Here is a 15,037-nt window from a genome sequence, read left to right on the forward strand (position 1 = left end):
TGCCGCCGGCCCGCCGCCCGTGAGGATCGACATCCGGGAGTGGGCCTACGGCCCGCACCCCAGCCAGACCGTGAAGCTGTTCCTGCCCGCCGCCTCGCACCTGCCGGTGGCCCTGGTCGTGCACGGCGGGTTCTGGCGTGCCCGCTACGGCATCGAGCTCGCCGAGCCCCTGGCCCGGGACCTCACCCGGTACGGCGTGGCCGCGGCCGCCGTGGAGTACCGGCGGGTGGGGGACGGCGGCGGCTGGCCGACCACGTTGACCGATCTCACCCTGGCCGCCGACTCGCTGCGCACCCACGGTCAGGAGGCCGCCGACGGGCGCCTGCTGCTCGACCGGGTCGCCGCCGTCGGGCACTCCGCGGGTGGGCATCTCGCCGCCTGGCTGGCCCATCGCGGCGGTCTGCGCGCCGGGACGGCGGGGTCGCTGGCCCCGGGCGAACCGGGGATCCGGCTGGTCGGGGCGGTCGCCCAGGCCGGCGTGCTGGACCTCGTCGCGGCCAGTCGGCAGACCCTGGGTGCCGGTGCGGTGGACGCCCTGATGGAGGGCCATCCCGGGTCGATGCCCCAGCGCTATCACCACGCCTCCCCGGTGGCCCACGTCGGCGACGGCGCGCGGGTGGTGTGCGTGCACGGCGATGCGGACGAGGACGTCCCGCTGTCGCAGTCCGAGCGGTACGTCGAGGCGGCGCGGGCGGTGGGCGATCCGGTGCGACTGATCGTGCTCCCGGGCACCGGTCACATGGAGTTGATCGACCCGGCGTCGACGGCGTGGGCCATCTGTCGGGAACAGCTGCTGCGGATGCTCTGAGCACCACGGCGGTGCTGCCCGGCGACCGATGATTCCGCTGCCGGGGCGGGGTCTGTCGGTGGTCGGGTGTACCTGTGGTCCACCCGAGGAGCACGCCCAGCCGCACCCGCACCCGCCCGGAGGACCGACGATGCCGCACCGCCCACCCCCCGCACCCGGACTCCCGGTCGGTCGGTCGTGACCGCCGCCATCGAGGTCCGCGGCCTCCGCAAGGAGTACCGGACGACGGTCGCCCTGGACGGGATCGACCTGGACGTCCCGGAGGCCACCGTGCTCGGCCTGCTCGGGCCCAACGGCGCCGGCAAGACCACCACCGTGCGCATCCTGGCCACCCTGCTCGCCCCGACCGCCGGGACGGCCCGGGTCCTGGGCATGGACGTCGTGCAGCAGGCTCCCGCGGTGCGCGCCGCCATCGGCCTCACCGGTCAGTTCGCCGCGGTCGACGAGCAGCTCACCGGCGCGGAGAACCTCGAGATGGTCGGCCGGCTGTACCACCTGCCCCGCGGGGAGGTCCGGTCCCGGGCCGCCGACCTGCTGGAGCGGTTCGATCTCACCGACGCCGCCGGTCGGGTGGTCAAGGGGTACTCCGGCGGCATGCGGCGGCGGCTGGACGTGGCCGCCTCGCTGATCGCCCGGCCCCGGGTGCTGTTCCTCGACGAGCCGACGACCGGGCTCGACCCGCGCTCGCGGATCGCCATGTGGGAGCTGATCTCCGGCCTGGTGGCCGACGGCACCACCATCCTGCTGACCACCCAGTACCTCGAGGAGGCGGACCTGTTGGCCGACGGGATCGTGGTCATCGACCACGGCAGGGTGATCGCCCGCGGCACCGCCGACCAGCTCAAGGCCCAGGTGGGCGGCGAGCGACTGGAGTTCATCGTGGCCAGCGCGGACCAGCTGCCCGAACTGCGCTCCCGGCTGGCCGATCTCGCCGTGGACGAGCCCCGGCTCGACGAGCAGGCCCGATCGTTCACCCTGCCGGTGAGCGGCGGTCCGGCGACGTTGCGGGAGGCACTGCGGCGGCTGGACGGGTCCGCAGTGGAACTGGTCGAGGCCGGTCTGCGCCGCCCCGATCTGGACGACGTGTTCCTCACCCTCACCGGCCGCACCAGCGGGACCGAGCCGGACACCCCGACCGGTGCGTCGGCCGCCGGCGACGCCGCGCGGGGCGGTGCCTGATGGCCACCTTCGGTCAGGCCGTGTCCGACGGAGTGGTGGTGGCCCGCCGCAACCTGCTCAAGATCCGGCGGGTGCCCGACGTCCTGGTCTTCTCGACGCTGTCGCCGATCATGTTCGTCCTGCTGTTCGCGTACGTTTTCGGGTCCGCGATCACCATCCCGGGGGTGGACTACAAGGAGTTCCTGATGGCCGGGATCTTCGCCCAGACGGTGATCTTCGGCAGCACGTTCACCGGCACCTCGCTGGCCGAGGATCTGCAGAAGGGCCTCATCGACCGGTTCCGCTCGCTGCCGATGGCCCGCTCGGCCGTGCTGGTCGGGCGCACGTCGGCGGACGTGGGCATCAACCTGGTCACCATCGCGGTGATGACGGTGACCGGACTGCTGGTGGGCTGGCGGATCCACTCCGGGCTGCTGCACGCGCTGGCCGGCTTCGCCCTGCTCATCGCCTTCGCCTACTGCGTGTCCTGGCTGATGGCGGTCATCGGGCTGTCCGTCCGGTCGCCCGAGGTCTTCAACAACGCCACCTTCATCATCATCTTCCCGCTGACCTTCATCGCCAACACGTTCGTGCCGACGAACAACTTCCCGACCGTGCTGCGGGTCATCGCCGACTGGAACCCGATCTCCTCGCTCGTCCAGGCGGTGCGTGAACTGTTCGGCAACACCAGCCCGCAGTTCCCCGCACCGGACGTGTGGCCGCTGCAGCACCCGGTGCTCTACACGTGCCTGTGGATGGTCGCGTTCCTGGTGGTGTTCGTCCCGCTCGCCATCCGGCGGTACGAATCGGCGACGACCCGGTGAGGCCGCGCCGTAGAATCGTCGAAGGCTCCACCGCTGCGGGTCCGCCCCGTTCGATGCGGTGCGGTCCCTCCCTCTGACAGAAGGCGAACCCCACCAGGTGCCGGAATCCTCCTCGGCCGCGCGGGCCTCGGCCCGTGCGGACGTCCCCTCGGCCGCCGTCACCGCCCTCGGCGGTCCGGCCGGACCCTCCGATGCGAACGCGGACGACCGTCGGCCGGCGGGCGTCGACCTGCCGGTCGACCCGAACGCGGCCGACCCGACCGGCGCCCCCGGTGGTCCCCTCGTGCCCACGTCGGCGACCGCGTCCGCCGCGGCCGCCCGGGCCCAGCGGGCGGAGTCGACCATGGTCGTCGCCGACGAGCGGGCCATGGTCGGCCTGCTGGGATCGGGCGACGCCCTGCTGCGTCAGCTCGAGGAGTCGCTCGACGCGGACATCCACGTCCGCGGCAACCGGATCACCCTGCGGGGTGGCGCCGGCGAGGTGGCCCTGGCCGAGCGCGCGCTGCGGGAGCTGCTGACCCTGCAGGAGTCGGGTTCGGTGCTCGACGCCGATGCCGTCCGGCGCACGGTGTCCATGCTCACCGATGCCGCGACGACCCCCGCGCCCACCGCCGCCGAGTCACCGGCGGCCGTCCTGGGCCTGAACATCGTCAGCCGTCGTGGCCGGGTGATCCGACCCAAGACGCTGAACCAGAAGCGCTACGTCGACGCCATCGACGAGCACACCATCGTCTTCGGGATCGGCCCCGCCGGTACCGGCAAGACGTACCTGGCCATGGCCAAGGCCGTGCAGTCGTTGCAGGCGAAACAGGTCAACCGGATCATCCTCACCCGCCCGGCCGTCGAGGCGGGGGAGCGGCTCGGCTTCCTCCCCGGCACGCTGAGCGACAAGATCGACCCGTACCTGCGCCCGCTCTACGACGCACTGCACGACATGCTCGACCCGGAGTCGATCCCGCGACTGATGGCGTCCGGCACCATCGAGGTCGCCCCGCTGGCCTACATGCGGGGGCGCACCCTGAACGACGCCTTCATCATCCTGGACGAGGCGCAGAACACCACGCCCGAGCAGATGAAGATGTTCCTGACCCGGTTGGGCTTCGGCTCCAAGATCGTGGTCACCGGCGACGTCACCCAGGTCGACCTGCCCGGTGGGCAGCGCTCCGGGCTGCAGGTCGTCCGGGACATCCTCGCCGACGTCGAGGACGTCGCCTTCCCGCAGCTGACGTCCTCGGACGTGGTGCGGCACCGGCTGGTCGGCCGCATCGTCGAGGCCTACGAGCAGTGGGACGCCGACCACGACGAGGCCGCCCCCGACCGCCAGGACCGCGGCCCGCTGGGTGGCCGGCGGGGCGACCGGTCGGCCGGCGCGGACCGGTCGTCGGGCGCCGGCCGATGAGCGTCGAGATCGCCAACGAGTCCGGGGTCGAGGTCGACGAGCTCGCCCTCGTCTCGGTGTCCCGGTTCGTGCTCGAGCGGATGGGCATCAACGCGATGGCCGAGCTGTCCATCCTGCTGATGGACGTCGAGGCGATGTCCGAGCTGCACCTCAAGTGGATGGACGAGCCCGGCCCGACCGACGTCATGAGCTTCCCGATGGACGAGCTGGACACCGCCCGGCGGCCCGACGAGGCCGGTGCCGGCCCCGCGCTGCTCGGCGACGTCGTGCTGTGTCCGCAGGTCGCGGTGGAACAGGCGACCCAGGCCGGTCATCTGCTCGACGACGAACTGCACCTGTTGACCGTCCACGGCATTCTGCACCTGCTGGGCTACGACCACGCCGAGCCCGAGGAGGAGCGCACCATGTTCCGCCTGCAGAACGAGATGCTGGACACCTGGCGGGAGGCCCGGGCGCACGGCGCTCGGCGGGCCCGGATCGACGCGGTCGACTCCGCCGTGCTCGACGCGGTGGGCCTGGCCACGGGTCGCCCGGACGGACCGGTGGGCACGACCCACCGCTCCGGTCCGGACCGGGGTGTTCCCGGCCGATGACGCCCTTCGACGCCCTGGACGTCGTCCTGGTCCTGGTGTCCGCCCTGCTCATCCCCCTCGCGGGGCTCCTGGCCGCGGCTGATGCCGCCATCACCACGGTGTCGCCGGCCCGGGTCGAGGAGATGGCCCGGGAGGGTCGACGCGGCGCCGAATCGCTCCTGACGATCACCCAGGACCGCCCCCGGCACACCAACATCCTGTTGTTGCTCCGGGTCGTCGCCGAGCTCACCGCCACCGTGGGGGTGGCGGCGGTCGCGTTCTCCACCTGGGGTTTCCAGGTCTGGATCGGCCTGCTGGTCATCGTGGTGATGCTGATCGTCTGCTACGTGGTGATCGGGGTGCTGCCGAGGACCATCGGTCGCCAGCACGCGTACTCGGTGGGTCTGGCGCTGGCCGCGATCACCCGGGGCCTGACCCGGGTGCTGTCCCCCGTCGCCTCCCTGCTGATCCTGCTGGGCAACGCCATCACCCCCGGGCGGGGCTTCCGCGAGGGCCCGTTCTCCTCCGACATCGAGCTCCGCGAACTCGTCGACATGGCCGGGCAGCGCGGCATGGTCGAGGACGCGGAGCGGGCGATGCTGCAGAGCGTCTTCGCGCTGGGCGACACGATCGCCCGCGAGGTGATGGTGCCGCGCACCGAGATGGTGTGGATCGAGTCCGACCTGTCCATCCGCGAGGCGCTGGTGCTCGCCACCCGGTCCGGCTACTCCCGCATCCCGGTGATCGGCGAGGACGTCGACGACCTGCTCGGCGTCGTCTACCTCAAGGATCTGGTCGTCCGGGTGCTCACCCTGCACGACGGGGACAGCGGCGTCGGTGTCGCGGAGGTGATGCGGCCCCCGGTCTTCGTCCCCGAGTCCAAGAACGTCGACGCGCTGCTGCGCGACATGCAGCGCGACCGCAACCACTTCGCCGTCGTCGTGGACGAGTACGGCGGCACCGCGGGCATCGTCACCATCGAGGACGTCCTCGAGGAGATCGTCGGCGAGATCACCGACGAGTACGACGTGGAGACCCGGGCCCCCATCGAGCACCTCGACGACGGGGTGGTCCGGGTGTCGTCCCGGCTGGCCGTCGAGGACCTCGGCGAGCTGTTCGACGTCGACCTCCCGGACGAGGACGTGGAGACGGTGGGCGGTCTGCTCGCCCAGCTGATCGGTCGCGTCCCCATCGCCGGGTCCGAGGCCGTGGTGGAGGGGCTTCACCTGCTCGGCGAGTACGGCGTCGACCGCCGCGGCCGCCCCCGGGTGCTCACCGTGCTGGTCCACCGGGCCACCCCGGAGGAACAGGACGAGGCCGACCGCGCCGAGGCCGCCGAACGCGAGGAACGCGAGGACCGATCGGCCGAGGAGCGCGAGGCCCGGCAGGACGCCGGACCGGGCGGTCGTCCCGATCAGGACCAGGCCGAGGAGGCCCGGGAGAACGGGAGCGACGACCGGACGGATCGGCGTACGGACGACCGCCGGGACGGTGCCGCCCGGAACCGCAAGGACGGCAAGGGCGGTAAGGCTGCGAAGGGCCACGACAGGTCGGGCGGAGCCGGCAAGAAGGCGGCCAAGGCCGCACGCAAGGCCGCCGCCGAGCTCGGGGACGGCCCGACCGGTGGGCGGGATCGCCCGGCGGACTCCGATGCGTCCGCCGCCCCGTCCGCGGACCCGGCCGGGACAGGTGTCACGGGCGTGGCGGACGGTGGAACAGACGACCGCGCCGACACACGAACCGACGATCGAACCCAGGACGTCCCGACCACGGCGGCCACGGCATCCGCGGCCCCGACACCGTCGGACACGGCACCGGCGGGCATGGCACCGAGCGACACGACATCGGATGACACCGCCGCACGGACGTTGCCGGATCGTCCCGACGACACAGACACCCCGCAGCCGGAGCCGGCCGTCGCCGCGCACGCCGGTGCACGACCGTCCCGAGAGGACCCCCGTTGAGCACACCAGACCCGTCCGACCCGACCGTTCCTCCACTGGCCGACCCGGCACCGGCCGCACCCCTGACCCTGGACGCCGAGGACACCAAGCTGGTCGTGCTCGCCCGCGGTGCGCGCGGTCGGGCCGCGGCGGCCGAGGGTGCCGCCGTGCGGGACGAGGACGGCCGGACCTACGCCGCCGCGACGGTGACACTGCCCTCGCTCCAGCTCACCGCCCTGCAGGCCGCGGCAGCCGCCGCGCTCGCCTCGGGGGCCCGACGGGTCGAGGCCGCGGTCATCGTGGGTGGTGCGCAGAGCGCCGATCCGGCCTCCCGGGCGGTCGCCGCCGACCTGTCCGCGCCGGTGTTGATCCTCGCCGACGCCCAGGGCACGCCGCTGTCCCGGGTCGCGCCGTGAGCCGGGACAGGAGCCCGGGCGGCACCGCCGACCACCACGCCGGTTTCGCCTGCTTCGTGGGCCGGCCCAACGTGGGCAAGTCGACCCTGCTGAACGCGCTGGTGGGCGAGAAGATCGCCATCACCTCGGACAAGCCGCAGACCACGCGCCGGGCGATCCGGGGCATCGTCACCCGCCCGGACGCGCAGCTCGTCGTCGTCGACACCCCGGGTATGCACAAGCCGCGCACCCTGCTCGGCGAACGGCTCGGCGAGGTGATCCGCGGGGTGTGGAGCGATGTCGACGTCATCGGGTTCTGCGTGCCCGCCGACGAGGCGATCGGGCCCGGTGACCGCCGGATCATGGCCGATCTCGCGCACGACGCCCCCCGCACGCCGGTGCTGGGCATCGTCACCAAGACCGACAAGGTCGGCCCCGAGGCCATCGCCAAGCAGCTGCTGGCCCTCTCGCAGGTGCGGGAGTTCGCCGACGTCATCCCGGTGTCGGCGGTGCGTGGTGACCAGGTCGGGCTGCTCACCGACCTGCTGGTCGCCCAGCTGCCGGAGAGCCCCCGGCTGTACCCGGACGGCGAGGTCACCGACGAGCCGGTCGAGACCCTCATCGCCGAGCTGGTGCGGGAGGCCGCACTCGACGGCGTCCGCGACGAGCTGCCCCACTCCCTGGCCGTGCTGGTCAGCGAGATGATGCCGCGCGAGCGCGCCCCGGGCCGGGCGCCGCTCACCGATGTGTTCGCGACGATCTACGTCGAGCGCGATTCCCAGAAGTCGATCGTGCTGGGCCACAAAGGGTCCCGGCTCGCCTCGGTCGGTCGCCGGTCACGGGTGGGCATCGAGAAGCTGCTCGGCACCCAGGTGTACCTGGACCTGCACGTCACGGTGGCCAAGGAATGGCAGCGCGACCCCAAGCAGCTGCGCAAGCTCGGCTTCGACGGCTGATCCGGCCGGCCGCGGTCGGTGGACGGCCGGGGCGACGGCCGGCCCGGGGCGCCGTGGGAGGGGCGGCGGAGGGGTCCGCGCGTCGTCCCGGGTCACGCCGGCCGGTCGTGCCATGATCCGCCGGTGCGCAGCGACACCGGACGCCACCGGCTCCCACCCGGCCGCCCCGGCCGCGGGCCGGCGATCACCGCACTCCTGGGTTCGGTCCTGATCATCGGGGTGGCGCTGGCCGTGCCCGCCGGTGCCCACGGAGCCGACCCGATCGACGCCGACCCGGTGACCGCGTTCGCCCTGGTGGTCGACGCACCCGCATGCACCGCGGCCACCACGCCCGCCACCGTGGAGCTGCTCGACCCGGTGCTGCGCGCCGCCCTGGACGGCTGCGGCCTGACCGCCGGCCAGCGGATCGCAGTGGAGTACCTGCGGAACGAACCGGGCGTGGTGCGGCTGGCCGGCACCTCGACGTCCGGAGTCGACGGTGGGTCGGGGCGTTGGGTCGCCGCCGGGCTGGCCGTGCTGGCCCTGTTGGCCGTGCTGGCGGTCGTGGTCCTGGTGGGCGCGCACCGGCGGGGTCGTCCGACCGGTCCGTCGGTCACCGTGGCCGATCTGATCACCCGCCTGGCCGCGGCGCCCACTCCCGCTCCGGCGGTCCGAGCCCGGGTCCTGGAGACCGCTGGCCGGTCCTGAGCCCGGGGTCCGGCACCGCCCCGGGGCTGCCGGTCCGCGGTCGTCGGGTGGACGCGCGGCTCCGGCGTCCCGCTGTTCGCCCACCGCGCACACCGGGTGGACCGCCCGGTCCACCCGGATAGTCTGGGACGGTGACCGCCCCGACCACGTCGAGCGGGCGGGCGCGCATCCGCCCCGTCCGCCTCCCGCGCGCTGACTACCCCATCACCCGCACCACCCTGGACAACGGTCTGCGGGTCGTCCTGGCCCCCGACCGCAGCACCGGGGTCGTCGGGGTCGCGGTGCACTACGATGTGGGCTTCCGGTCGGAGCCCGAAGGGCGCACCGGGTTCGCCCACCTCTTCGAGCACCTGATGTTCCAGGGCAGCGAGTCGTTGCCCAAGCTCGAGCACTTCCGGCTGGTGCAGTCCTCCGGCGGCCTGTTCAACGGGTCCACGCACACCGACTACACCGACTACTTCGAGGTGCTCCCCTCGGCGGCCCTGGAACGCGGCCTGTTCCTGGAGGCCGACCGGATGCGTGCCCCGATGATCACCGCCGAGAACCTGGCCAACCAGGTCGACGTGGTCAGCGAGGAGATCCGGCTCAACGTCCTGAACCGCCCCTACGGCGGGTTCCCGTGGATCCTGCTGCCGCCGGTCATGTTCGACACGTTCGCCAACGCGCACAACGGGTACGGCGACTTCGTCGATCTCCGGGCGGCGACGGTGGCCGATTGCGCCGACTTCTTCGAGACGTACTACACCCCGGCCAATGCGGTGCTCACCGTGTGCGGCGGCTTCGACCCGGACACGGCTCTCGAGCTCATCCACCGGCACTTCGACGACGTCCCGTTCCGGCCGGCCCCGGTGCGTCCGTCGTTCGACGAACCGGCCCTGACCGGCGTGCGCTCCGCCGATCACCACGACCCGCACGCGCCCGCTCCGGCGCTGGCCGTCGGCTGGCGGCTGCCCGACCCGGTGAGCGACCTCCCCGGGTACCTGGCCTTCCTGATGGCCGGCAGCGTGCTGTCCGACGGGGAGTCCTCCCGCCTGCAGTCCACCGTCATCGCCCGGGACGGGCTGGCCACCGACATCTGGGCCGGCCCCGGGCTGGTCGGCGGCCCGTTGGACGCCCGGGACCCCGACGTCTTCGTGCTGGGTGCGGTGCACGCCCCCGGGACGGAGGCGCAGACCGTCATCGACGCGGCCATGGTCGAGGTGGCCGCGTTGGCGGCCGACGGCCCGCAGGAGGGCGAACTGCCCCGGGCGGTCGCCCGGTTCGTGTCCGGTCTCTACCGGGAGAACGACACCATCTCGGTGCGCACCCGTTCCCTGGGGACGATGGAACTGCTGCACGGCCGAGCCGAACTGCTCGGCGAACTGCCCGACCTGCTGGCGCAGGTGACCGCGGACGACGTCGCCGCCGCCGCCCGCGCCCTGGATCCCGAACGCTGCGCCGTCCTTCGGGTGCTGCCCGGAGGAGAAGCCTGATGGCCCGCACCACATCCACTCGCACCACGTCCGCCCGCACCGCTGACGCCCCGGCCGCCCGACCGGCCGGGAAGGCCGCCTCCCGGCCGGCCCGCACCCGGCGGGCCGGCGTCGATCACCCGGCCGCCGCGGTGGTCGCCCCGCCGAACCGGAGCGCCGAGCAGATCGGACGCACCGATCGGGGGCCCCGTCCGGTCCCGGACCTGAGCCCGGCCGGCCGGACCCGGGAACCCACCCTGGTGGAACGGGTCACCGATTCCGGGCTGACTGTGGTCGCCGTCCGCAAGCCCGGCACCCCGCTGGTCGAGCTGCGCCTGCGCATCCCGTTCGGTGGGCGCGGCGACGCGCACGCCGCCCGGGCCGAGCTGCTCGCCGCCACGGTGATGCTGGGGACCGGTTCCCGCTCCCGCGAGCAGGTCGACTCCGATCTCGCCGTGGTCGGCGGGCATCTGGACGCGTCGGTGGATCCCGCGCGTCTGCTGGTCTCCGGGTCCGCGCTGTCCACCGGCCTCCCGGTGCTGCTCGAGGTGCTGGCCGACAGCCTGCTCGATCCCGCGTTCCGTCGGCACGACGTGCTGGGGGAGCGGGACCGGCTGGCCGAGTACATCTCCATCTCCGCGTCGCAGCCGTCCACGGTGGCTCGTCGGTACCTGCAGAAGCAACGGTTCGGCGATCACCCGGTGACCCTGGAGATGCCGGACGCGCAGGTGCTGGCCGGTGTCGGCCCGGCCGCGGTGCGCGGACTGCACACCCGGGCGGTGCTGCCGGCCGGATCGACGCTGGTGCTGGTGGGCGATCTCTCGCCGGCCCGCGCCCTGGACGCGGTCGAGCAGGCCCTGCAGGGCTGGCGGTCCCCGGACGGTCGCACCACGGCCATGGTGGCCACCCCGCCGGCCGTCGTCGGCGGGGATCTCGTGGCCCACCACCGGGCCGGAGCGGTGCAGTCGCAGGTCCGGCTGACCGCGGCCGCCCCCACCCGCGAGGACCCCGGGTACGCCGCGGCGCAGATCGCGAACCTGGTGTACGGCGGCTACTTCTCCTCCCGTCTGGTCGAGAACATCCGCGAGGACAAGGGTTTCACCTACAGCGCGCACTCGGGCATGGAGTTCTGGCCCGGCCGGGCGGCGATGACCATCGCCTTCGACACCGCGTCGGACGTCTCGGCCGCGGCCCTGCTCGAGACCCGGTACGAGCTCGGCCGGATGGCGCTGACCGGGCCGACCGAGGCCGAGGTGGAGTCGGCCCGGGCGTACGCGCTGGGCACGCTGGCCACCTCGTTGGCCACCCAGGCGGGTTATGCGGGGACGTTGTCGTCCCTGGCCGGGGTCGGACTCGACGCCCGGTGGTTGCGGGCACACCCGGCCCGGCTGCAGGCGGTCACCCGGGACGAGGTGGTCGCGGCCGCGGCCGAGCTGTTCGCCCCGACCGCGTACACCGGGGTCGTCGTCGGCGACCTGGCCGTGCTCGCACCCGGTCTGTCCAGCCTCGGCGGGGTGGTCCTGCCGTGAGCACGCCCGTTGCCGCAGCAGGCTTCCCGATGGTCACCCCCGCGCTCTCGCGGGGGACGGTGGACCGGTCGGAGGATCTGCGCGACCCCGATCGGATCGCCGCGGCCTGGCCGACCGCCCGGGTGCTGACGCTGGATCCGGCGGGCCGGGCCGAGATCCGTACCGGGTCGGACGGCGTGCCGTCGCTGGTGACCGTGCCGGCACCGGACGTGGCCGCCGCCGTGCCCACCGAGGCGGTCCTGCTCGGTGCCGTGGACGGTGTGGACCACTGGGCCGTGCCCGTCGCCACCGTCGACGGCCCGGAATCCACCGACGGGTGGTCCACCGAGGCTATCCCCGGGGAGGACTCCGGTCCGACCCGACTCGGGCTCCGCGACGTGGGCGCCGTCCTGGGGGACCGGGACGCCGGGTTGCTCACCGCGGCGACGGCCCTGCTCACCTGGCACCGGCGGGCGCCGTTCTGCCCGGCCTGCGGTCGTCCCAGCACCCCGACCACCGCGGGCTGGGCCCGACGCTGCCCGGAGGGGCACGAGGAGTTCCCGCGGACGGACCCGGCGGTGATCATGCTGGTGCACGACGGGGCCGGTTCGATGGTGCTGGCCCGGCAGCCCAGCTGGCCGCCCGGCCGGGTGTCGGTGCTGGCCGGCTTCGTCGAGGCGGGGGAGGCCCTGGAGGCCACGGTCGCCCGGGAGATCGGCGAGGAGATCGGCATCGCCGTCACCGACATCGCCTACCTCGGCTCGCAGCCCTGGCCGTTCCCGCGTTCCCTGATGGTCGGCTTCGTCGCGCGGGCCGAACGGGGCGCCGTGCTCTCGCCCCGCCCGGGGGAGATCGAGGAGGCCACCTGGGTGACGCGCGAGCAGGTGCGGCGCATCCTGGCCGCCGGTGGTTCGGCGGACGGGATCACCCTGCCCGGCGGGGTCTCCATCGCCCGGCACATGGTCGAGGGCTGGGCCGCGGTCGACGACTGAACCGTCCCGTCCGGGGGAGCGGCGGGGTGGTGGGACCCACCCCGCCGGGGTGTGCATGGTTGCCGGGCCCGCTCGTACGTCTGTGCGACGATGGCCGGCGTGACCGTCGATCTCCTCAGTGGCCTGGACGACGGCCAGCGCGCCGCCGTGCTGGCCCCGACGGGTCCCGTGTGCGTGCTGGCCGGCGCCGGCACCGGCAAGACCCGCACCATCACCCATCGCATCGCCCACCTGGTGGACAGCGGCCGGCACCCCTCCTCGGAGATGCTCGCCGTCACCTTCACCACCCGTGCGGCCGGGGAGATGCGGCTGCGGCTCCGGGCCCTGGGTGTGCCGAACGTGCAGGCGCGGACCTTCCACTCCGCGGCCCTCAAGCAGCTGCGGTACTTCTGGCCCCGGTCGGTCGGCGGCACGTTGTGGCCGGTCATGGAGCACAAGCTGCGGCTGGTGGCGATCGCCGCCCGCCGGGCCGGCACGGACACCGATTCGTCCACCCTGCGCGACCTGGCCAGCGAGATCGAGTGGGCCAAGGCATCTCTCGTCGCCCCGCAGGGATACCTGGCCGCGGTAGCCACCCACCGGCGGGACACCCCGGTGGCGGCCGAGAAGGTGGCCAAGGTCTTCGCCGGCTACGAGCAGATCAAGAACGAGGCCGAGCAGCTCGACTTCGACGACCTGCTGCTGCACACCTGCGCCATCCTGGAGGACGACGCTGCGGTGGCCGGTGAGTTCCGGGCCCGGTACCGGTCCTTCGTGGTCGACGAGTACCAGGACGTCACCCCGCTCCAGCAGCGCCTGCTGGACGCCTGGCTCGGCGGGCGCGATCAGCTCACCGTGGTCGGTGACGCCAATCAGACCATCTACTCCTTCGCCGGCGCCTCGCCCCGCTACCTGCTGGACTTCGACCAGAAGTACCCGGAGGCGACGGTGGTCCGTCTGCAACGGGACTACCGGTCCACCCCGCAGGTCGTCAGCCTGGCCAATCGCATCATCGCCGGTGCCACCGGTCCGGCGGCCAAGCTCAGGCTGACGTTGACCGCGGTCCTCCCCGACGGCCCGGCGGCCACCTACACCGAGCACGCCGACGAACCGACCGAGGCGCGGGTGGTGGCCGAGCAGATCGCCGGCTGGATCGCCGCGGGCCAGAGCCCGTCGGGCATCGCCGTGCTCTACCGGATCAACGCCCAGGCGGAGGCCTTCGAACAGGCGCTGACCCATGCCGGGGTGCCCTACGTGGTCCGCGGGTCGCAACGGTTCTTCGCCCGTGCCGATGTCCGCCAGGCGTTGACCGCCCTGCGGTCCGCCGCGGGCCAGGGTTCAGGCGCGCGGGCCGGGTCCGACGGCGGCGAGGACGGGCCGCAGGACGGACCGGGGGAGGGGCCGACCCTGGTCGCCCTGACCCGGGCGGTGCTGGGCACCGTCGGGCTGAGTGCGGAGCCGCCCCCCGCCGGTGCCCTGCGTGACCGGTGGGACGCCCTGCTGCTGCTGGTCGGCGTGGCCGAGGAACTGGCCACCGCCGACCCGGCCGCGGGTCTCGCCGAGCTGGTCGCCGAGCTGGACCGCCGGGCCGACGAGCAGAACGCCCCCACGGTGGACGGTGTCACCCTGGCCTCGCTGCACGCGGCCAAGGGGCTGGAGTGGGACGCGGTGTGCCTCATCGGGCTCGTCGACGGCACGCTGCCCATCCAGCACGCGGAGACGCCGGAGGAGATCGAGGAGGAACGTCGGCTGTTCTACGTCGGCGTCACCCGGGCCCGGACCCGGCTGGCCATGTCGTGGGCGTTGTCGCGCACCGAGGGTGGACGCCGCTCCCGGCGGCGGAGCCGGTTCCTCACCGGGCTGGCCCCGGACGCGCCCGCCGCTGCCGCGCCGGCCGGTCGGCGCGCCGGTGGGGGTCGGTGCCGGACCTGCGGCTCCCGGCTGGACGGACCCCTGGAGATCAAGATGGGTCGGTGCGGCCGGTGCCCGTCCACCACCGATCCGGAGCTCGTCGAGGCGCTGCGGACGTGGCGCAAGGCGCGGTCCGCGGAGGACTCGGTCCCCGCGTTCGTCGTGTTCTCGGACGCGACGCTCCTGGCCATCGCGGACCGGCGGCCCGGTGACGAGTCCGCCCTGCTGGCCATCCCGGGGATCGGCCGGGCCAAGGTCGACCACTACGGGGATGCCGTCCTCGCCCTCGTCGCCGACTCCCGCGAACCCGCCGCCAGTCACGGCTGACCCGCCCGTCCGGACCGCCGTAAAAAGGTTCCGGTAATTCGGTTGCGGCCCTCCCGGGCCCCGTCCTACCCTTCAACCGTCGCGCGGACCCGGTCCATGCAACGTCCGATCCAGATCACGCCCGTTC

At 73.6% G+C, this 15,037-nt stretch carries 12 protein-coding genes and 1 pseudogene; all 13 read left to right on the top strand.

What is annotated here, in order from left to right; genetic code table 11:
- The first annotated feature begins 19 nt into the window (after positions 1 to 19).
- Positions 20 to 808 carry an alpha/beta hydrolase gene (locus J2S58_RS18610; protein WP_205257230.1) on the top strand — a complete coding sequence of 263 codons (789 nt, stop codon included), beginning with the start codon at positions 20 to 22 and terminating at the stop codon, positions 806 to 808.
- Between the two features lie 177 nt (positions 809 to 985).
- Entirely contained in the window at positions 986 to 1,987 is a 1,002-nt protein-coding gene (locus J2S58_RS18615; RefSeq protein WP_205257231.1) for an ATP-binding cassette domain-containing protein, read from the top strand.
- Positions 1,987 to 2,790 carry an ABC transporter permease gene (locus J2S58_RS18620; protein ID WP_205257232.1) on the top strand — a complete coding sequence of 268 codons (804 nt, stop codon included), beginning with the start codon at positions 1,987 to 1,989 and terminating at the stop codon, positions 2,788 to 2,790. Before J2S58_RS18615 ends, J2S58_RS18620 begins: the two co-directional genes overlap by 1 nt.
- A 283-nt stretch (positions 2,791 to 3,073) precedes the next feature.
- Positions 3,074 to 4,189, top strand: coding sequence for a PhoH family protein (locus tag J2S58_RS18625; RefSeq protein WP_370881882.1), 1,116 nt, complete (start codon positions 3,074 to 3,076; stop codon positions 4,187 to 4,189).
- Positions 4,186 to 4,782 (top strand): rRNA maturation RNase YbeY, encoded by a 597-nt coding sequence (gene ybeY, locus J2S58_RS18630; RefSeq protein WP_205257233.1) that lies wholly within the window; start codon positions 4,186 to 4,188, stop codon positions 4,780 to 4,782. Before J2S58_RS18625 ends, ybeY begins: the two co-directional genes overlap by 4 nt.
- A pseudogene (locus J2S58_RS18635) lies at positions 4,779 to 6,140 on the top strand (hemolysin family protein); the annotation flags it as partial. The gene ybeY and the pseudogene J2S58_RS18635, both read left to right, overlap by 4 nt.
- Before the next feature lie 581 nt (positions 6,141 to 6,721).
- Positions 6,722 to 7,120: a cytidine deaminase gene (locus tag J2S58_RS18640; protein WP_240188989.1), complete on the top strand. Its 399-nt coding sequence runs from the start codon at positions 6,722 to 6,724 to the stop codon at positions 7,118 to 7,120.
- Positions 7,117 to 8,055 carry a GTPase Era gene (gene era, locus J2S58_RS18645; RefSeq protein ID WP_205257235.1) on the top strand — a complete coding sequence of 313 codons (939 nt, stop codon included), beginning with the start codon at positions 7,117 to 7,119 and terminating at the stop codon, positions 8,053 to 8,055. The genes J2S58_RS18640 and era overlap by 4 nt, the downstream gene beginning before the upstream one ends.
- Before the next feature lie 123 nt (positions 8,056 to 8,178).
- The gene (locus J2S58_RS18650; protein WP_205257236.1) at positions 8,179 to 8,742 is read left to right on the top strand and encodes a hypothetical protein; all 564 of its coding nucleotides are present in this window, start codon (positions 8,179 to 8,181) and stop codon (positions 8,740 to 8,742) included.
- 167 nt (positions 8,743 to 8,909) lie between these two features.
- A complete protein-coding gene (locus J2S58_RS18655; RefSeq protein WP_205257360.1) occupies positions 8,910 to 10,214 on the top strand; it encodes a M16 family metallopeptidase in 1,305 nt (434 codons plus the stop codon).
- Positions 10,214 to 11,722 (top strand): M16 family metallopeptidase, encoded by a 1,509-nt coding sequence (locus J2S58_RS18660; RefSeq protein ID WP_205257237.1) that lies wholly within the window; start codon positions 10,214 to 10,216, stop codon positions 11,720 to 11,722. Before J2S58_RS18655 ends, J2S58_RS18660 begins: the two co-directional genes overlap by 1 nt.
- Positions 11,719 to 12,693 (top strand): NAD(+) diphosphatase, encoded by a 975-nt coding sequence (gene nudC, locus J2S58_RS18665; RefSeq protein WP_306829261.1) that lies wholly within the window; start codon positions 11,719 to 11,721, stop codon positions 12,691 to 12,693. The genes J2S58_RS18660 and nudC overlap by 4 nt, the downstream gene beginning before the upstream one ends.
- Positions 12,694 to 12,783: 90 nt before the next feature.
- Complete coding sequence (locus J2S58_RS18670; RefSeq protein ID WP_205257238.1) at positions 12,784 to 14,910, top strand: UvrD-helicase domain-containing protein; 2,127 nt, start codon at positions 12,784 to 12,786, stop codon at positions 14,908 to 14,910.
- Positions 14,911 to 15,037: the final 127 nt, after the last annotated feature.

It is taken from the genome of Nakamurella flavida (genome assembly GCF_030811475.1).
GTDB lineage: Bacteria > Actinomycetota > Actinomycetes > Mycobacteriales > Nakamurellaceae > Nakamurella > Nakamurella flavida.